This is a genomic window from Streptomyces sp. NPDC031121, assembly GCF_055570615.1.
Genome location: NZ_JBVIGV010000002.1, coordinates 579,793 through 598,574, shown reverse-complemented (window position 1 = coordinate 598,574; position 18,782 = coordinate 579,793). Strand labels below are relative to the sequence as shown.

At 75.6% G+C, this 18,782-nt stretch carries 16 protein-coding genes and 1 pseudogene; 8 read left to right on the top strand and 9 right to left on the bottom strand.

Annotation, left to right across the window (positions count from 1 at the left end):
* Positions 1-158 precede the first annotated feature (158 nt).
* On the top strand, positions 159-1,091 hold the full coding sequence (locus tag ACZ462_RS05665) for an RNA polymerase sigma factor (protein WP_467809498.1): 933 nt from the start codon (positions 159-161) through the stop codon (positions 1,089-1,091).
* Between the two features lie 62 nt (positions 1,092-1,153).
* Here the strand turns inward: ACZ462_RS05665 and ACZ462_RS05660 are convergent, their stop codons facing one another.
* Complete coding sequence (locus ACZ462_RS05660; protein WP_467809499.1) at positions 1,154-2,524, bottom strand: PucR family transcriptional regulator; 1,371 nt, start codon at positions 2,522-2,524, stop codon at positions 1,154-1,156.
* Positions 2,525-2,967: 443 nt separating this feature from the next.
* Between ACZ462_RS05660 and ACZ462_RS05655 the strand changes: the two genes are divergently transcribed.
* The 4 genes from ACZ462_RS05655 (at position 2,968) to ACZ462_RS05640 (ending at position 7,254) form a co-directional block, all read left to right on the top strand.
* Positions 2,968-4,101, top strand: coding sequence for a hypothetical protein (locus tag ACZ462_RS05655; protein ID WP_467809500.1), 1,134 nt, complete (start codon positions 2,968-2,970; stop codon positions 4,099-4,101).
* Entirely contained in the window at positions 4,098-5,543 is a 1,446-nt protein-coding gene (locus ACZ462_RS05650) for an NADH-ubiquinone oxidoreductase-F iron-sulfur binding region domain-containing protein (protein WP_467809501.1), read from the top strand. The genes ACZ462_RS05655 and ACZ462_RS05650 overlap by 4 nt, the downstream gene beginning before the upstream one ends.
* Before the next feature lie 152 nt (positions 5,544-5,695).
* A complete protein-coding gene (locus ACZ462_RS05645) occupies positions 5,696-6,748 on the top strand; it encodes an SCO0930 family lipoprotein (RefSeq protein WP_467809523.1) in 1,053 nt (350 codons plus the stop codon).
* A gap of 17 nt (positions 6,749-6,765) precedes the next feature.
* Positions 6,766-7,254: a hypothetical protein gene (locus ACZ462_RS05640; protein WP_467809503.1), complete on the top strand. Its 489-nt coding sequence runs from the start codon at positions 6,766-6,768 to the stop codon at positions 7,252-7,254.
* A gap of 179 nt (positions 7,255-7,433) precedes the next feature.
* Here ACZ462_RS05640 and ACZ462_RS05635 read toward each other — a convergent pair whose 3' ends face one another.
* Positions 7,434-8,390 carry a bile acid:sodium symporter gene (locus ACZ462_RS05635; RefSeq protein ID WP_467809524.1) on the bottom strand — a complete coding sequence of 319 codons (957 nt, stop codon included), beginning with the start codon at positions 8,388-8,390 and terminating at the stop codon, positions 7,434-7,436.
* Between the two features lie 135 nt (positions 8,391-8,525).
* Here ACZ462_RS05635 and ACZ462_RS05630 point away from each other — a divergent pair, with 135 nt between their 5' ends.
* Together ACZ462_RS05630 and ACZ462_RS05625 are read left to right on the top strand one after the other, a co-directional pair.
* Positions 8,526-8,882 (top strand): zinc ribbon domain-containing protein YjdM, encoded by a 357-nt coding sequence (locus tag ACZ462_RS05630; RefSeq protein ID WP_467809504.1) that lies wholly within the window; start codon positions 8,526-8,528, stop codon positions 8,880-8,882.
* A 3-nt stretch (positions 8,883-8,885) separates the two neighbouring features.
* Positions 8,886-9,026: a DUF6126 family protein gene (locus ACZ462_RS05625; RefSeq protein ID WP_467809506.1), complete on the top strand. Its 141-nt coding sequence runs from the start codon at positions 8,886-8,888 to the stop codon at positions 9,024-9,026.
* Between the two features lie 43 nt (positions 9,027-9,069).
* Here the strand turns inward: ACZ462_RS05625 and ACZ462_RS05620 are convergent, their stop codons facing one another.
* From ACZ462_RS05620 to ACZ462_RS05600, 5 genes are all read right to left on the bottom strand, one after another.
* Positions 9,070-9,414, bottom strand: coding sequence for an ArsR/SmtB family transcription factor (locus tag ACZ462_RS05620; protein WP_467809507.1), 345 nt, complete (start codon positions 9,412-9,414; stop codon positions 9,070-9,072).
* A 106-nt stretch (positions 9,415-9,520) separates the two neighbouring features.
* Positions 9,521-11,179, bottom strand: coding sequence for a SulP family inorganic anion transporter (locus ACZ462_RS05615; RefSeq protein ID WP_467809525.1), 1,659 nt, complete (start codon positions 11,177-11,179; stop codon positions 9,521-9,523).
* A gap of 65 nt (positions 11,180-11,244) precedes the next feature.
* Positions 11,245-11,610: an ArsR/SmtB family transcription factor gene (locus ACZ462_RS05610; protein WP_467809509.1), complete on the bottom strand. Its 366-nt coding sequence runs from the start codon at positions 11,608-11,610 to the stop codon at positions 11,245-11,247.
* Between the two features lie 361 nt (positions 11,611-11,971).
* Positions 11,972-13,204, bottom strand: a complete 1,233-nt coding sequence (locus tag ACZ462_RS05605) for a cation:proton antiporter (RefSeq protein ID WP_467809510.1) — start codon at positions 13,202-13,204, stop codon at positions 11,972-11,974.
* A gap of 3 nt (positions 13,205-13,207) precedes the next feature.
* Positions 13,208-13,678: a cation:proton antiporter regulatory subunit gene (locus tag ACZ462_RS05600; protein ID WP_467809511.1), complete on the bottom strand. Its 471-nt coding sequence runs from the start codon at positions 13,676-13,678 to the stop codon at positions 13,208-13,210.
* 113 nt (positions 13,679-13,791) lie between these two features.
* Between ACZ462_RS05600 and ACZ462_RS05595 the strand changes: the two are divergent.
* Positions 13,792-13,887 (top strand): annotated as a pseudogene (locus ACZ462_RS05595) (DNA-binding response regulator); the annotation flags it as partial.
* Positions 13,888-13,893: 6 nt separating this feature from the next.
* Here ACZ462_RS05595 and ACZ462_RS05590 read toward each other — a convergent pair.
* Positions 13,894-15,792: a potassium channel family protein gene (locus ACZ462_RS05590; RefSeq protein ID WP_467809526.1), complete on the bottom strand. Its 1,899-nt coding sequence runs from the start codon at positions 15,790-15,792 to the stop codon at positions 13,894-13,896.
* Positions 15,793-16,009: 217 nt separating this feature from the next.
* Complete coding sequence (locus ACZ462_RS05585) at positions 16,010-18,757, bottom strand: heavy metal translocating P-type ATPase (RefSeq protein WP_467809512.1); 2,748 nt, start codon at positions 18,755-18,757, stop codon at positions 16,010-16,012.
* Positions 18,758-18,782: the final 25 nt, after the last annotated feature.

The following is an 18,782-nucleotide window of genomic DNA, read 5'->3' as shown; positions in this document are numbered from 1 at the left end:
CCCCCCCCCCCCCCCCCCCCCCCCCCCCCCCCCCCCCCCCCCCCCCCCCCCCCCCCCCCCCCCCCCCCCCCCCCCCCCCCCCCCCCCCCCACCGCCGTACGCGTGTGCGCAGCCGTTCCGAGGGCCCCCGGCGGGGGCCGACGTACCCAGGGAGTGCCATGTCCGGGTTAGCGCCCGAACCCGAGCCCCAGAACGAACCCCAGCCCGCGCCGCAGCCGCAGCCGCAGCCGCAGCCGCAGCCGCAGCCGCGGCCCGCACCGGAGCCCGGTGCCGGATCCGGGCCTTCCGACGCGGAGCTCATCCGGCGGCTCCGCCGCGCGTTCGCGGCCGGGACCGCGGACGCCGGAGTCTGCGAACTGCTCCACCGGCGGCACGGTGCCGCCGCTTTCGCATGTGCGCGCGCGTGCTGCCGAACCCCGCACGACGCCGAGGACCTCGCCTCCGAGGCCTTCCTGCGGACCCTCCAGGCCGTCCGCTCCGGAGCCGGCCCGCGGGAGCGGTGGCGCCCGTACCTGCTGGCGGTCGTCCGGCACACGGCCGCCGAGTGGCGGGCCGGCGCGGGCCGGACGGTGCTGACGCCCGACGTCGAGCCGTGGTGCGGCCCCGGGGCGGGCGGGGACGATCCGCAGCGCCGGCTGCTGGAGTGCGAGGACCGCCGGCTCGTCGCCCGCTCGTTCCGCACGCTGCCCGAGCGCTGGCGGGCCGTCCTGTGGCACACCCTGGTCGAGGACGACTGCCCGCACCCCGTGCCGCTGCTGCTCGGCATCACCCCCAGTGCCGTGACGTCGCTGGCGTTCCGGGCCCGTGAGGGGCTCCGGGAGGCGTACCTGCGCGCGCACCTCGACGGGGCCCCCGACCCCCGCTGCCGCGCTTACGCGGGCCCGCTCGGCGCGGCGGTCCGGCGCGGCGGGGCCCTGCGCGCGCCCGGCCTGGCCGGACACCTGGCGTCCTGCGCGCACTGCTCGCGCGCGTACGCCGAACTGCTGGACCTGCACGCCGCGCTGCCCGGCGGCGGGCACACGCACGGCCCCGGACCGCTCGCGCCGGATGGGCGGCGAGCGGGCCGGGGCCGCGGGGGAGCAGGGGAGTAAAGGGGAGGGGACTGGGTGCGGGCTGGCTGTGGAGGGGCCGCCCGCGCCGGCGGGGGGCGGTGCTAGAGGCCGTTGACGCGGGCCATGCGGTCCACGCCGAGGGGGCGGAAGTCGGTGGCGGCGGCGCGGGCCTTGCGGCCGACGCGCGCGTACTGGCGCCGCACCTGGGCCATGAGCCGGCGGCTGCGCAGGGCCATCTCCAGCTCGAAGCGGGTGCGCGGGTCGCGCAGGCCGGGGCCGAAGAGCTTCTCCAGCTGCCGCATCCGGTAGCGGACGGTCTGCGGGTGGACGCTCAGCGCCTTGGCGGCCTCGGGGGCGCCGCCTCCCTCCAGCCAGGCCAGGAGGGTGACTTCGAGCCGCTCGCTCTGGCGCGGCGTCAGGTCGGCCAGCGGCCGCAGCCAGCGGGCGGCGAGGGCGTGCGCGAGGGGTTCGTCCTGGAGCAGGAGGAGAGTGGAGAGGTGGTCGTCGACGAAGAGGGGCCGGCCCTCCGGTCCGGGCCGCTGGGGGGCGAGGGCCAGCAGGCGCAGGGCCCAGCGCAGGGAATGGCTCGTGTCGCGCGGTGCGACGGGATGCCCCACGGCCGCGAACCGGCCGCGCAGCAGGGTCTCCAGGGCGATGCGCGTGTCGGGGTCGTCCGGACTGGGGACGAGGAGGCACGGCTGGCCGCCGACCATGCCGGCCAGGGCGTCGCCGAGGGCGGCGGCCAGCTGCTGGGTCTCGCCCGGTGTCGCGAGGGCGATGGCGCGTATCTCCGGGGGGAGGGGCCAGCCGGCGGCGCGGGCGAGTTCCGACAGCGCGATTTCAGCCATGGGCATGTCATGTGTGAGAGCGAAGAAGAGCTCCCTCCGCGCCCGTTCCGAGGCGCCGCCGCCCGGGCCGTCCGACGCGACCACCGTGAGCGGCGCCGTCCGCGTCCGGTACGAGCCCTGGCGGGGGATCCGGTCCAGGACCGGGTCCGTAGCCCCGCCGTGCAGTCCCGGCCCGTGCAGGGCGCCTCCGTGGAGCCCGGCCCCGGCCGCGTCCAGGGCCGCCACGTCGAGGTCGACGTCCTCCTCCGGGTCGATCCCCGTGCGGCCGTCCTCGTCGGTGTCGTCGTCGACGTCCGGATGCCCCGCGGGCGTGCCGTACGGGCCGGCCCTGACCGGTTCGGGGCCGCCGTCGGGCGCGGCGCCGTGGACCTCCGCGCGCTCCTGGTGGCGCGCCGCCGGCTCCCGGTACCCGAGCGCCGTCAGCAGGGCCGCCTCGACCTGTGCTCTGACCACCTCGTCGTCGAAGTCATCCACCAGCGCGGCGAAGCCGGGGAGGCCGTCCCTCAGCTCCTCCACCATCCCGGATGCCAGCGCGGGGAGCTCCCGGCGCAGGACCCGGGTCCACTCGCCGCGCGGTCGGGCCCAGATACGGTTCAGCAGTTCGCACATTGTTACCTCGTTCATGCCGGGGTACGGCCTGCCCCGCGGGGAGGGTGACAGGCCCGCGTCGAGCCGCCCCCCTGCCCGTACCGGCCTTGCGGACGGGGCAGTTGAGCACCTCGTACACCCTCCAGGAGGGCGTCAGCCACTTGCGGTCCCGCGGCTTTGCCTCGATTTTGCCGACGGGGAGGTGTGGCGGACGACCAGGCGTGGCCGTGGGGGCCGCCGCACCGTTGGAAGGGAATCTTCCGGGGACGTTCGTCGCGGCGGCGCCACACGCACAAGAACTTGTCACGATTCGATAAATACTGTGGAGGCGTTGCGAAGGTCCACGATGCTTCTGCACTCCGGCCCCCGCTCCCGGCCGGCGAGGCCCATCTCCCGCCCGCCGCGGAGCAGTTCCGTCGACCACCCCGGGCGCCGAGTGCGAAGTGGAGTGCCTCGGGCCCGGCGTATGGGAGAACCCGATGCCCCTGTCCCAGACCCGCGCGCCCCGCTCCCACCGGGCCCGCCGGACCAGACGCCACGCCGGCGCGGCCGCGGCCGCGGCAGCCGGACGGCGGGCGGTGCGCCGACCCCCGCTGCTGTCCCCCGCCGGAGGTCCACGCCCCGCCACCCTGGCCCTCGGCGCGCTCGCCGCCCTTCTGGCCCTCGGCGTCGCCGCCCGGGCCGGCGCCCTCACCAACCTGTGGGAGTTCCTGGACTACGGGGCGGGCGTCCTCTCGCTCGTCTCCCTCACCTCCGCCGTCCTGTGGGGCCTCGCCGCCACCGACCGCGTCCTGCTCACCTCCGGCCACCGGATCGTCGCCCAGGGCGTCCACCGCGGACTCGCGGTCGCGGGGCTCGGCTTCCTCGCCCTGCACGTCTGGATCAAGATCGCCGAATCGCGGACGGACGTCGGCTCCGTCCTCGTCCCCTTCACCGACGACAACCAGCCGATGCTGATCGGACTCGGCAGCCTCGCCGGGTACTTCTTCGTCAGCGTGGCCGTCTCCGGCGCCGTCCGCAGCGCGTTCGCCACCAAGGGCCGCTCCCGCTGGTGGCGGGTGCTGCACGTCGGGGCCTACCCCGCCTGGGGGGCGTCGCTCGTGCACGGCCTCAAGGCCGGCCGCCCCGCCAGCGGCTGGGTCACCGCCGCGTACGCCCTCTGCCTCGTCGCGGTCGCCACCCTGCTCGTCCTGCGCATGCGGGAGCGGATGCGCACCGAACGGGCCCGCCCCGCCGCCGCGCAGCCTCAGCCCGCCGCCCGCCCCGGCGGCCCGGACCGCGCCGGGGCCGCCCAGCGCTTCGTACGCCGGCCCGCCGAGTGGGCCGCCGAGCGGCTGACCGCCCGCCTCGCCCGGCAGGGCGGCCGGAACCCGTCCGGACCCCAGCCCGGCCCGTTCGTCGACACCCTCCCCGATCCCGTGAGCGTGCAGGGCGCCGCCGGCCCGGCCGCCGCCGGACGGGCGCCGCGCCCGGAGACCCCGCCGCGGCCCACCCTCGCCCCCATACCCGACCGCCCGCCCTACGGCGCGGGCGCCGCGTTCGTCACCAGCCGGCTCGACATCGTGCCCGACCTTCCCGGACAGCCGCTCGGCGGCAGGCGGAGGGGCCGGTGACCGAGGTGACCCCGGCCCTCGGATGCGTGGGCCAACCCCGGGTGCTGGCAGGCCTCGACACCCTGCCGCGCCTGGACCGCGCCGACCACCTGGCCGTGCACGGCGCCCTGCCCCTCTACCGGCCCGAAGAACTCGTGGAACTCGCCGAGGACATCGACCTGCGGGGCCGCGGCGGAGCCGGCTTCCCCTTCGCCCGCAAGCTGCGGGCGGTCATGCGCACCGCCCGGTCCCGCGACGGGCGCACCGCCGTCGTCGTCAACGGCAGCGAGGGCGAGCCCAGTTGCCTCAAGGACAAGGCGGTGCTGCTGCACGCCCCGCACCTCGTCCTCGACGGGGCGCTCCTCGCCGCCGCCGCGCTCGGCGCCGACGACGTGGTCGTCGGCGTCACCCGCGACGACGTGGAGCAGTCCCTGCGCGCGGCCGTCGCCGAGCGTGGTCCGGCCGGCAGCCGCGTCCGCGTCGCCAGGCTCCCCGAACGCTTCGTCACCGGCGAGGGCACATCCCTCATCAACGGCATCGAGGGCGGGCCCGCCCTGCCCAACGGGCAGAAGGTCCGCACCAGCGACCGGGGCCTCGGCGGGGTCCCGACCCTGCTGTCCAACACCGAGACGTACGCCCAACTCGCCGTCGCCGCACGGCTCGGCGCCTCCGGTTACTGCTCGGCCGGCCTGCCCTCCGAGCCCGGCACCGTCCTGCTCACGGTCGCCGGGTCGACCGTCGTCGAGGTGCCGACCGGCACCTCCCTGGCGTACGTCCTGGAGCTGTGCGGGTACTCCCCGGGGCAGGGCGTCCTCGTCGGCGGGTACCACGGCCGGTGGCTCACCGCCGCCGCCGCGCGCTCGGTGAACCTGTCCCGGCAGTCGCTGTCCTCCGTCAACGCCGTCCTGGGCGCGGGGGCCGTGCTGCCGCTGCCGGAGGACACCTGCCCGGCCGGCGAAGTGGCCCGCGTGGCCCGCTGGATGGCCGACGAGTCCGCCGGCCAGTGCGGCCCGTGCGTCAGGGGCCTGCCCTCCCTCGCCACGGCCGTGGAGGAACTCGTCGCGGGCGGCGGCAGGACGGCCTGGGAGGCGATCGAGACCCGCATGCGGGCGGTACGCGGCCGCGGCGCGTGCAGCCACCCCGACGGCACCTCCGGCTTCGTCGCCTCCGCGCTCGCCGTGTTCCCCGACGAACTGCGCGACCACGCCCTCGGCAGCGGCTGCGGCCGCCGCGTCCTCGGGGCGCTGCCCCTGCCCGCCGACGAGAACCCCGAGCGGCTCGTCGTCGACTGGACGCTGTGCCGGGGCCACGGGCTCTGCGCCGACCTCCTGCCGGACGTCGTCCGCCTGGACGCGGACGGCTTCCCGGCGCAGGCCGTCATGCCCGTGCCGGAGCGGCTCAGGGCGAAGGCCCTGCGGGCCGTGCGGCGCTGCCCCGCCCTCGCGCTGCGCATCCAGGAGTGAGCAGCCGGCGACGGTGCGCACGGCGGCCAGTTCACCGGTTAGCGGCTTCTGACAAATTCCCCGCCTTTTCCCTTCCAGGCCCCTTGCGGGGTTTATGAATTACTCGGCAGCAAAACCCCCGGGAAAAACCCGAAGGAGCGATCGTGAACAAGATGCGCCGCGTGACAACCGTCGGATCGGTGGCCGCCGTCCTGATGCTTACGGCGGCCTGCGGAGGCGGCGGCGAGGCGCGCGGCGGGAATTCCGTACAGCCCGTGGGCGCGGGGAAGTCCCTCGCGGACGCCTACGGCTCGGGCAGCGGCTACGGGGCCGCCCCCGGAGAGCTGAGCGGCTCCGGCGCGGGCTCGGCGGCGGGTGACGCGGCCGGCGGCGGCAAGGGCGGGCCGGCCGGGCAGCTCGCCGTACGGGAGATCGCGTCGGTCGGCAGCGTCGTCACCGACGGGGCCGGGGCCACGCTGTACCGCTTCGAGAAGGACACGCCGCAGCCGCCGAAGTCGAACTGCGACGGTGACTGCGCCACGGCGTGGCCGCCGGTCCCCGCCGACGACGCCACCGCCTCCGCCGGCATCGACGCGGGCCTGCTCGGCGCGGTCACCCGCTCCGACGGGACCAGGCAGCTGACCCTCGCCGGCTGGCCCGTCTACCGGTACGCCAAGGACACCCGGGCGGGCGAGGCGAACGGCGAGGGCGTCGGCGGGACCTGGCACGCCCTGGCGCCCGACGGGAAGAAGGCGGTCGACAAGAAGCAGCAGGGAGGCGGCGGCCAGACCGGCACGGGAATGGGAATGGGGATGGGAACGGGCGGCGGATCGGGTTCGGGCGGATATTCGAAGAATCCGGACAAGGAACTCTCCGTCGCCGCGAACGAAAAGCTCGGGAAGATACTCGTCGACGGGCAGTGGCGCACCCTCTACCGGTTCGACAAGGACAGTGCCTGGCCCATGAAGGTCACCTGTGTCGGGGCGTGCGCGGAGACGTGGAAGCCCGCCGCCCCGGTCGACAAGTCCAAGGCGTCGGGAATCCGGCCGGAGCTGATCGGCACGGTGAAGCGGCCCGACGGTACCGAGCAGCTGACGATCGACTGCTGGCCGGTGTACACGTTCACCGGCGACACCCAGCCCGGTCAGACCAGCGGGCACAACAAGCAGGGCCTGTGGTTCGCGGTCACCGAGACCGGCAAGAAGGCCCCGGTTTCGGCCGGCTGAGACCCGTGAGGAAAGCCGTGATCCCGACCCCGGCCCGCCTGGCCGCCTGCGCCGCCGCCCTGCCCGTGCTGCTGCTGTGCGGCGGCTGCGGGGGCGGCGGGGCGGCCGCCTCCCCGGACGGGCCGGCCCCCGGCGGGGCCGCGGCCGCGTCCGCTCCGCCGGCCCCCCGCCCCGCCCCGCTCGAGGACATCGCCGGAGCCCTCGGCTGCACGCCCGAGGTCACCGTCGACGCCGAGGAACTGCGGGAGGGGGCCTGCGGTACGGGGGCCGCCGCGTACCGCATGGCCACGTTCGGCACGGAGGAGGGCCGCACCGCCTGGCTGGCCGAGGCCCGCGCCTACGGGGGCACCTACCTCGTCGGCCCCCGCTGGGTCGTCACCGCCGGGTCCGCCGAGGCGCTGGCCCCGCTGCGCGACCGCCTGGGCGGCACGATCGAGTCGGCTCCGGGCCACGGCTCGCCCCCCGCGGACGGCCCCTCCCCCCACGAGGGGCACGGGGCCCCCTGACGCGGGCCCGCGCACCCGGCCTGCGCGGCGCGCCCGCCCACGGGGCGGCCGACACCCTCCACCAGGGGTGCCGGCCGCCCCGTTCCCGCGTGCGCGGCCCGTCGGACTGCCGGCGAGGTCTCCGGCGCCTCCGCGGAGGCCGCCCCTGACGGCCCGCCCGCCGAGCACCGCGCACCGGTTCAGCGGGCAGCCGGCGCGGCCTCGGGCAGCAGGCGCGGTACGAGGCGGACGTACGCCGTCATGCCGAGGACCTCGACCAGGGTCTGCGTGACCACCACCGCGGCCGCGACGGCGAGGGAGTCGGGGAGGGCGAGGGCCAGGGGGAGGACGACGAGCGAGTTGCGGGTGGCGCCGCTGAAGACGATCGCCCGGCCGGCCCCCGTGTCGAGGCGGAAGAGGCGGGCCACGGCCCGGCCCGCGAAGGCCATGACGACGAGGAACGCCGCGTAGAAGGGGATGACGGCGGCGACGCCGGCCAGGCTGCCGCCCACCTTCGGGAGCTGCCCGGCGACGACCGTGAAGAGCGTCGCGGCCATCAGCGGCACCATCGCCGTGGTCGCCGCCGCCGCGGCCCTCCCGCCGGCCGGGCGGCGGGCCGCCCACGCCTGGAGCCCCCAGGCGAGCGCGAGCGGGACGGCGATGAGGGTGAGGAACGCCTCCAGGAACGGACCGAACGCCCCGACGCCGGCGAGGCCCGGCCCCATGAAGACGGAGAGGAAGCAGGGCAGCAGCAGCATCTGCGCCAGCAGCAGGAGCGGCGTGGCGGCGAGCAGGCGCCGACTGGAGCCGCCCGCCAGGCCCGAGAAGACGATCACGTAGTCCACGCACGGGCACAGCAGTACCAGCAGCACGCCGAGGCGGACGGCCTGGTCGGCGGGGAGGAACGCGTACATCGCGGCCACCACGAGCGGGACGACGGCGAAGTTCACCACCAGCGCCGCCGCCAGGAACCGGCCGTCGCGCAGGGAGCGGACCAGCTCGGCGGCCGGCACCTGGAGGAAGGTCACGAAGAGGAGTGCGCCGAGGACCGGGTTGACGGCGTGCTCCAGGCCGGAGCCGACGGCCGGGACCAGCCATGCCAGCGCTCCGCCGGCCGCCATCGCCGCGAGGTACAGCGCGACCTGGCGGTCCTCCATCCACTCGACCGGGCCCTCGGCTTGCCGCTGCTGCACGTCGCTCCGTACGTCTCGTTCCGGATCACCGCCCCTGAGCGGCGGCCCCTCCATCCTCACACCGCGTCCCCTCCCCGACCCATGGCCTACGATTTCCGCATGAACGACACCATGCCGCCGTGTCCGGAGTGCTCCGGCACCTTCACCTATGAGATGGGCGCGCTCCTGGTCTGCCCCGAGTGCGGACACGAGTGGTCGCCGGCCCCGTCCGGGGCCCCGGGCGCCGAGTCCGGCGAGAAGGTGGTCAAGGACGCCGTCGGCAACGTCCTCCAGGACGGCGATACGGTCACCGTCGTCAAGGCCCTCAAGGTCAAGGGCAGCCCCTCCGGCATCAAGGCCGGCACCAAGGTGCGCAACATCAGGCTGGTGGACGGCGTCGACGGCCACGACATCGACTGCCGCATCGAGGGCTTCGGCAACATGCAGCTCAAGTCCGGCGTCGTCAAGAAGGCCTGAGGCGTGACCGTGACACCGGCCGACGGGGAGAAGTGGAAGGAGCGCGGCGTGATGCTGCGCGTCTTCGTTTACGTCTTCGCCACCCACGCGTTCGCCGGTTTCGTGTACCTGCTGTTCTACCTGGGCCAGCACGCGGACAAGTGACCCCCGGCGCCGGGCGGCCTCCCCGCCCCGCCGGTGCGCGCCCTCAGGCGGGCGGGTTCGCTCCCGCCGCCCGCAGGTCCGCCAGCAGCCCCGCGTGTTCGGCGAGCACGCCGGAGAGGATTCCGCGCGCGACGGCCAGGAGTTCCGCCACCTGCGGGTCCGTCAGCGAGTAAAGGACGGCGGCTCCCTCGCGCCGGGACACGACCAGGTTCGCGCGGCGCAGGACCGCCAGCTGCTGCGACAGGTGCGCCGGCTCGATGCCCAGGTGCGGCAGCATCTCGCTCACCGCGTGCTCCCGTTCGCTGAGCAGCTCCAGGACGCGGATCCGCACCGGATGCCCCAGCGTCTTGAAGAAGTCCGCCTTCAGCTGGTAGAGCGGCGTGTTCATGCGCACGGCCTCCCCCCTGCCGGTGCCGGGCTGTCCGTCGGATGCGGTCTCGTCGTCATGCCCCCATCCTCACGCACCCCGTGCCGCCGGGACGAGCGAGGGCCGGCTACCGCGCGCCCTCCCGCCCGGATGCCGGCCTCTGGCCCGGCAGCAGGGGCAGCAGCCCGGCGTCCCGCAGGTGGGAGCGGGCGCCGGCGAGGGCGTCCGAGGCCGTCGCGTACTCCCGGCCCGGGCCGCGCAGCAGGTCCAGGGCCCCGACGGAGTCGAGGACCCGGCGCTGCGCGGGCCGGACCCCCGAGACCATGACGGCGATGCCCCGCCGGTCCAGCTTCTCGACGGCGTCCCTCACGACGAGCGCCCCGGTCGCGTCCATCGTGGTGACGCCGCACATCCTCAGGACGACCACCCGGACGCCGGCCACGCCGGCCAGCTCCGGCAGGAAGCGGTGGGCGGCGGCGAAGAAGAGCGGTCCGTCGATGCGGTACGCGGCGACGTGCTCGGCGAGCAGCGCGTGCTCCTCCTCGCCGTGCTCCCCGGGCAGGTCGGCGCGGAGGTCCACCCTCTCCATCCGCGTCTGCCGCGCCACGGCGCGCAGCGCGAGGGCGCCCGCGGCGGCCAGGCCGATGATGACGGCGTACACGAGGTCGAGGGCGAGCGTGGTGATCGCGGTGAGGACGAGGACCAGCCCGTCCGAGCGGGTGGCCCGGGCCATCGCCCGCAGCGAGGCCACCTCGACCATGCGGACCGCGGTGGCCAGCAGGACGCCGGCGAGGGCCGCGAGGGGGATCTTCGACACCAGGGGCGCCGCGGCGAACACGATCACGGCGAGGACCGCGGCGTGGGTGAGGGCGGCGAGGCGCGAGCGGGCACCGGAGCGGACGTTCACCGCGGTACGGGCGATGGCGCCGGTCGCCGGAACGCCGCCGAACAGCGGGGCGACCAGGTTGGCCAGGCCCTGCCCGAACAGCTCCCGGTCGGGGTCGTGCCTCCGGCCCGCCGCCATGCCGTCGGCGACCTGCGCCGACAGCAGCGACTCCAGTGCGGCGAGGGCCGCGACCGCGACCGCCGGGGCGATCAGCGACCCCAGGGCGGAGAGGTCCAGGAAGGCGAGGGAGGGCGCCGGAAGCCCGGCGGGCAGCTCGCCGATGGGCGCCGCGGCGTCCAGGCCGAAGGCCTGCGCGGCGGCGGTCGCGGCGATCACGGCGAGGAGGGAGAAGGGGACCCCCGGCCGCAGCCGGGCACCGAGCAGCATCACGGCGGCCACGCCGGCGGCGAGCGCCGCGGCCGTCCAGTTCGGCGTACGGGCGAACTCCTCCACGGCCCGCCACGCGACGGGCACGACGCGCTCCCCCTCGATTCCGGGCACGCCGAGGGCGTTCGGGATCTGCTGGAGGCCGATGACGAGCGCGATGCCGAGGGTGAAGCCCTCGACGACGGGCGCCGGGACGAAGGCCATGTACCGGCCGGCGCGCACCAGGGCGAGTCCGATCACGATCAGCCCGGCCAGCAGGCCGACGGTGAGGACGCCGTCCGCGCCGTGCCGGGCCGCGATGGGCACCAGGACGACCGTCATCGCGCCCGTGGGGCCCGACACCTGGAGGTTCGAGCCGCCGAAGAGCGCGGCGAGCGCCCCCGCGACGACGGCCGTCGCGAGCCCGGCCTCGGCGCCGAGGCCGGAGGAGACGCCGAACCCGAGCGCGAGCGGGAGGGCGACGACGGCGACGGTCAGCCCGGCCGGCAGGTCCCGCCGCGGGTTACGCGCCATGGCCGCGAGATCGGCCCGGCGGGGCAGGAGGGAGCGGAGCCGGGCCCGCGCACTGCCGAGGACGCTCACGGGCGCGCGGCTCCGGCCTTGCGGTCGGCCTCCCGGGCGCCCCGGCGCAGCTCGGCGAGGAGCTGGTCCTGCCCGGCCAGCATCTCGGTGAGGATCCGCCGGGCGGCCTGCATCAGGTCCGCCACGTCACCGCCGGCCAGGGTGTAGACGACGCTGGACCCCTCGCGGCTGGACGTGACGATCCCCGAGCGCCGCAGGACGGCGAGGTGCTGCGACAGCGCCGAGGGCTCGACCTCGATCCGCGCGAGCAGCTCCCGCACCGGCAGCGGGCCGGACTGGAGCAGCTCCAGGATCCGGATGCGCACCGGATGCCCGAGCATCCGGAAGAACTCGGCTTTCGCCTGGTAGAGCGGAACCGGCACGGGCCCTCGACTCCTCGCCTCACCGTGGCGGCCGCACGGACGGGTCGGCTGTACCCGGGGCCGCCTGGGGGCGCAGCGCCTCCATGATGTGATGACTTGCTGAATTTCGCAATTGCCGGAACCGGTGGTGCACTGCCGCCGGGGCCGCCCCTGCGCCCCGGCTCGCCGGCAGCGCTTCCCGATGCCGCGCTACGGGTACGGGATCGGCACCCCGGGGCCACCGTCGCCGCGCACACCGGTCACGGGACCCTCGTCGGGGGCTTCACCGCGCTCGGCGCCTGACCGGGGGCCGGGAACGGCAGAGGCGGCGGCCGCCGGCACGCTCCCGCGCACCGGCGGCCGCCGCCCGGCCTTCCTCACGTCACACGCGGCCGACCGCATCCCGGACGGGCTCCGCCGCGGCCGGCTCACCGGACGACGGCCCGCCGCCCCGGCGGCGGCGCTCGCCGACCCAGGCGGCCAACGGCTCGGTGTAGCGGGCGGTCAGCGGCCCGACCACGACCAGGACCAGCACGTACGCGGTCGCCAGCGGGCCCAGCGACGGCTCGATGCCGGCGCTGACGGCGAGACCCGCGATGACGATCGAGAACTCGCCGCGCGCCACCAGGGTCCCGCCGGCACGCCAGCGGCCCTTGGCGCCGACACCGGCCCGCCTGGCCGCCCAGTAGCCGGTGGCGACCTTCGTCAGGGCGGTGACGACGGCGAGCGCCAGGGCCGGCAGGAGCACGGGCGGAATGCTCGCCGGGTCCGTGTGCAGGCCGAAGAAGACGAAGAACACCGCGGCGAACAGGTCCCGCAGCGGGCTCAGCAGCGTGTGTGCGCCCTCCGCGACCTCCCCGGACAGGGCGATACCGACGAGGAACGCCCCGACGGCCGCGGACACCTGGAGCTGCTGCGCGATGCCCGCGACCAGCAGCGTCAGCCCGAGGACCACGAGCAGCAGCTTCTCGGGGTCGTCACTGGAGACGAACCGCGAGATCAGCCGCCCGTAGCGGACGGCGACGAACAGGACCGCACCGGCCACGGCGAGCGCGATCGCCAGCGTGGCGCTGCCGGCCGCCAGGCTCACGCCCGCCAGCAGGGCGGTCACGATCGGCAGGTAGACGGCCATCGCGAGGTCCTCCAGGACCAGCACGCTGAGGATCACCGGCGTCTCGCGGTTGCCGAGGCGCCCGAGGTCGCCCATCACCTTGGCGATCACACCGGAGGAGGAGATCCACGTCACACCGGCCAGCACGACCGCGGCGACCGGCCCCCAGCCCATGAGCAGCGCCGCCAGCGCGCCGGGCACGGCGTTCAGGGCGAAGTCGACCAGACCCGCCGGGTACTGCGTCTTGAGGTTGGAGACCAGGTCGCTCGCCGTGTACTCCAGCCCCAGCATCAGCAGCAGCAGGATGACGCCGATCTCGGCGCCGATCGCGACGAAGCCCTCGCTCGCGCCGAGGGGCAGCAGGCCGCCCTCGCCGAAGGCCAGGCCGGCCAGCAGGTACAGGGGGATGGGAGAGAACCGGAAACGGCCGGCCAGGCGCCCGAGCAGGCCGAGCGCGAGGATGATCGCACCGAACTCGATCAGGAAGATCGCGGAGGAGTGCACGCGTCACTCCCGTCCGAGTATCGCGGCGGCCGCCTCGACGCCCTCGCGGGTGCCGATCACGATGAGGGTGTCCCCGCCGGCCAGCCGGAAATCCGGCCCCGGGGACGGGATCGCCTCCGCCCGCCGCAGCACCGCCACGAGGGACGCGCCGGTCTCGGTCCGCATCCGCGTCTCGCCGAGGGTCCGGCCGTTCCAGCGCGACCCGGAGGACAGCTCGATGCGCTCGGCGACCAGCCCCAGGCCGGTCGTGGACAGCAGGTTGGGGCTGTGGTGCGCCGGCATCAGCGCGTCGACCAGGGTGTCCGCCTCGCCGCTCGTCAGGTGCAGCGACTGGGCGCAGGCGTCCGGGTCGTCCGTGCGGTAGACGTTGACGGTGCGCGTCCCGTCCAGGTGAGCGATCACCGACAGATGCTGGTGTTCACGCGTGGTGAGGTCGTACTGCACGCCGATGCCGGGCAGCGGCGTGGTGCTCATCCGTGGAGCAGGCACAGCCCATCCCCTTCTCTTGTTCTTGCGATGGTGGTGCGAGGTGCGGCGGGCCGGTCGGGCGGCCCGGCGCGCCAAGAGGACATGCTGCCAGGCGCGGCGAACGGCACCGCGCCAACCTGCTCCAGGAGCCCGGCCTCCGCGACCGCCCGGAACTCACCCGCTGCGCGATCCGCGCCGGTCTCATCGAACCGTGAGCCGGGTCAGCGCGGTGCGGGGCGGTGCGACGCCGGCGCCGTGCGCAGGAGTTCGGCGAGGCCCTGCCGGGTCGCAGCGACGACGACGCGGTCCTGGGGGCGCAGGACGTAGCCGGGGTGGAGGTCCCACAGCAGCTGGGGCTGCTCGCCGTCGGAGGGCGGATGGGCGAGGTCGGGCCGGCGGGCCTGCGGGTCGGCCGTGTCGAGCGCGAGGACGCGCCAGACTCCGGGGCGGAACGCCTCGGCGACCGTACGGCCCTCCAGGTGCGGGTGCCCCGCCACGACCAGGGCGGCGAAGACGAGGACCCGCCGCTCGACCGGGATCGCGCCGAGGATCTGCCGGCCCATCATGGCCCCGGCGAACGCCGGAGCGGCGAGGTGCGTGACGCTGCGGCTGCGGGTGAGGGCGCCGGGGTGGGCGGTGCGCAGGGTGCGGTGCACGGCCGTGGCGAAGTCGTCGTCGTACAGCCGCAGCGCCACCTTCAGGTCGCCCTTGACGGTGCGGGCGCAGAGCGTGGCCTCCAGGTTCGTGGTGTCGGAGCTGGTGAGCGCGAGGAAGGCATGGGCGCGGTGGATCTTCGCGGCTTCCAGTACGCCCTCGTCGGTGACGTCGCCGAGGACGACGGGCACCCGGAGGCTGCGGGCGAGGGCAATGCCGCGGGCGTCGGGGTCCTCCTCGACGCAGACGACGGGGATGCCCAGTTCGCGCAGCCGCGCCAGGACGCGCGTGCCGATCTTGCCCAGGCCCAGCAGGACGACGTGCCCGGACAGCCCCCGGGGAGGCCGCCGCAGCACCCCCGCGGCCCGGAACGTGCCGAGGGCCTCCAGCGCGCCGGCGACGAGCAGTGGCAGCAGGGCGAGGCCGACGAGCCCGGAGAGCAGCTGGAGGACCTGGCGCGTGGTGGACTCGTCGACGGCCGGGTCGTTGATGGAGAACAGGTCGAGCAGCGTCAGGTAGACGGCGTGCACGGGGCCGGTGTCGGTGAGCACGGTGGTGGTCACGCTCAGGGCGAGGACGGAGGCGACGACGCCGGCGAGCGCCCAGCGCAGCCGCGGGGAGAACAGCTCGCCCAGCGGGGCGCCGCGGCCGGCGAGCCGGCGGGCGGGCAGCGCGGGCCCGGTGTGGCGGACCGTCTCCAGGACGATCCTCCCGCGCCCCGCCGCGCTCTGCACGGTGCGGTCGTCCGGGAGGAGTTCCGGCGCCGACGGGCCGCTGGAGTCGGAGCCCTCGGCACCCGCGGGGTCGGAGGCCGTGGAGGAGAGCAGCGCCAGCGTGCACAGTCCCGGGTCGGACGGCCCGCGCCCCTGCTGCGGGTGCCGCTCGGCGGCCCGCAGCAGCAGGCCGTCGGCCTGGACGACCTTCCCCGACCCGGCGGCCGCGGTCGCCGCGAGGGAGGGCGCCGCGGTGTCGGCGTCGGACAGCACGGTCGTGGACGCGTCGAGGGCCTCCCGGTCGATCCCGGGCTCGGCCATGAGGACGGTCTGGTCGAGGAGGGTCTCCAGGTACTGGCCGAGCTTGCGGTTGTACATGCGGACCACGAGCCGCAGTCCGGGGCTCAGCCTGCGGGCGGTGAGCGCGGCACGCAGGTTCGTCTCGTCGTCCTCGTACAGCAGGGCCAGGGCGGCCGCCCGGTCCGCGCCGGCCCGCAGGAGCACGTCCTCGGTGGGCGCCGACGCCGCCAGGTCCTCCTCCGGGGCGTTCCCCGGCGCCGCCCCGGAGGCGGCGGCGCCGGGGAACGCCCCGAGGACCGCGCCGAACCGGCCCGCCAAACCCCGCCCCGGCTGCCGGACCGCCCTTTCCTGCTCCTGGTCGCCGGGGACGACGAGGACGACCCGCCGGCGGTAGACGTGCCGCAGCTCCGCGGCGAGCCGGTGCGCCAGCCCGTCGTCGCCGCAGACCACCATGTGCCCGTCGCGGCCGCCGTACGGGCCCGGGCCCTGCTGCGGTGGTACGGCCACGCCGCCCCCTTCCGTTGCCCTCCCGCCCGCCCTGCGCGGGCCGTCTTCTGACGGGGTAGCAGTTTTGCACGTCACCGCTCCCGCCGGCCCGTGCGCGCGTTCGACCTCCGCCGCACCGGTGGCCTTCGCCCCGGGGGCCCGGTCGGCGTGGCAGTGCCCGTGGTCAGTGCACGTACCGGTCCGGGCCGGCGTCGAAGGCAGCGGCGCAGTGGGCGGAGCAGAAGAAGTACTCCCCGCTGTCGGTCCTGCGGTGCTCTGCGGCGTCTGCCGGGTCGATGCGCATGCCGCACACGGGGTCCACGACCTGCCGTGCCGTGTCCGCGGGATGCGGGCGAGGGGTCGCGGCTGCGGTGCGGCCGGGGGATGCCGCGTGCTCGGCCGGGGTCTCGACCCGGGGCTCGACGCGGGCCGGTGCGCTGTGGGGCAGGGGAGAGGGGTGCCAGCGACGCAGGCGGGAGGCGTTGGTGACCACGGAAAGGGAACTCAGGGCCATGGCTGCGGCGGCGATGATCGGGCTGAGGCGGATGCCCCAGAGGGGGTAGAGGGCGCCGGCGGCGAGGGGGACGCCGACGGCGTTGTAGACCAGGGCGAAGAACAGGTTCTGGCGGATGTTGCGCATGGTGGCGCGGGAGAGGCTGACGGCGGTGACGACTCCGGTGAGGGAGCCGGAGATGAGGGTGATGTCGGCGGCCTCGATGGCGATGTCGGTGCCCGTGCCGATCGCGAGGCCCACGTCGGCGGCGGCGAGTGCGGGGGCGTCGTTGATGCCGTCGCCGACCATGCCGACGGTGCGGCCTTCGGCTTGGAGCCGGCGTATCTCATCCGCCTTGTGCTCGGGCAGCACCTCGGCCAGCACCCGGCCGATGCCGACGTGGGCGGCGATCGCGGCGGCGGTACGTGCGTTGTCGCCGGTCAGCATGACCACGTCGATGCCGCGGTCCTGCAGGGCGGCGACGGCGGCTGCGGAGTCCTCCTTGACGGTGTCGGCCACGGCCAGGACGCCCGCCGGGCTGCCGTCGATCCCGGCGAGTACGGGCGTCTTCCCCTCGGCGGACAGGCGTGCCGCCTCCGTGCTCAGCGAGCCGGTGTCGATGCCGGCGCCTGCCAGGAGGCGGGCGGTGCCCACGAGGACGGTGTGGCCGTCGACGGTCGCCCTGACTCCCTGGCCGGTGACGGAGTCGAAGTCGGAGACGGAGGTGGTCGGCGAGGTCACGCCGCGTTCGCGGGTGCCGCCGACGACGGCCTGGGCAAGCGGGTGCTCGCTCGGTTCCTCGGCGGCGGCCACCAGCCGCAGCAGCTCGTCCTCGTCGGTGCCTTCGGCGGGGCGGACGTCGGTGAGGACGGGCTTTCCGGCGGTGACGGTGCCGGTCTTGTCGAGGACCACGGTGTCGAGTTTGTGCGCGGTCTCCAGGGCCTCCGCGGAGCGGACGAGGATGCCGGCCTGGGCTCCCTTGCCGGTGCCGACCATCACCGAGAGCGGGGTCGCCAGCCCGAGCGCGCAGGGGCAGGCGATGATCAGCACGGCGACGGCCGTCACCAAGGCCAGGGTGAGGGCCGGCGCGGGGCCGACGGTGAACCAGATGGCGAACGTGGCGACGGCGATGGCGATGACCGCGGGCACGAAGTAGGCGGAGACTGCGTCGGCGAGGCGCTGGATGGGCGCCTTGGACGCCTGCGCGGCCTGGACGAGGCGGATGATCTGGGCGAGCACCGTGTCCGAGCCGACCTTGGCGGCGCGTACCCGCAGGGAGCCGGTGGTGTTGACGGTGGCGCCGATCACGGTGTCCCCGGTGCGCTTGGTGACCGGCATCGGCTCGCCCGTGACCATCGACTCGTCGACGGCGGACGAGCCGGTCAGGACCTCGGCGTCGACGGGGATCTTCTCCCCGGGCCGGATCACGATCTCGTCGCCCACCATGACGTCGTCGACGGGGATCTCGGCCTCGGCGCCGTCCCGCACCACGCGCGCGGTGCGGGCCTGGAGTCCCAGCAGGGAGCGGATGGCCTCGCCCGTGCCGGCTTTCGCGCGGGCCTCCAGGAGCCGGCCGAGCAGGATGAGGGTGAGGATCACGCCGACGGCCTCGTAGTACACCTCGCGTACGTCCTCGGGCAGCAGGCCGGGGGCGAGGGTGACGAGGAGGCTGTAGCCGTAGGCGGCGCTCGTACCGAGGGTGATCAGTGAGTTCATGTCGGCGCTGCGGTGGCGCAGCGCGAGCCAGCCGGTCACGTGGATCGGCCACCCGGTGTAGAACATCACCGGGGTGATCAGGGCAAGCTGGAGCCAGTGGTCCAGCATCCATCCCGGTACCCAGTCGGCCCCGAACAGCTCGTGCGCCATCACCGCGAACAGCACCGGGGCGGTGAGAACCGCGCCCGTCCCCACCCGCCGGGTCAGGTCCGCGATCTCCGCCTGCCGCTCCGCGGCGTCGGCGGCCTCGGCCTCGGCCGCCGACCGGTCCCCGGCTGCCGGGGCGCCGCCGGGCGCGACGCCGGCCCCGGCGCCGGAGGCGGGCGGTGTCGTGGGTTCCGGCTGTCCGTCCGGCTCGACCAGCAGGGTTCCGTGGATCATGTTCATGCCGCAGGCGAAGCCGAACGTGCCCGGCCGGTCCGGGCTCAGCCGCACCGTGGTACGGGTGTGAGCGGGCAGCCCGGCGCTCACGTGCAGATCCGGGAACACGACGCGGGAGGTGCACTCCCCGGACTCCTGCCGGTCGAAGACCAGCTCCAGCGGTGTGCCCTGCCGGACCTTGATCAGGTTCGGGCTGTAGCCGCCTCGTACGACCACGTCCACCCGCTGCACCCCGTCCTCCAGCCGGGCGGATCCGGCCCGGCGGGGGCCGAAGAAGTACCAGCCCAAACCGCCGATCACCACGACGGCTGCCGTGACGACCACCACGTCAAGGGCGCCCATGGGTTCTCGCCTCCCTGTTCGGCCC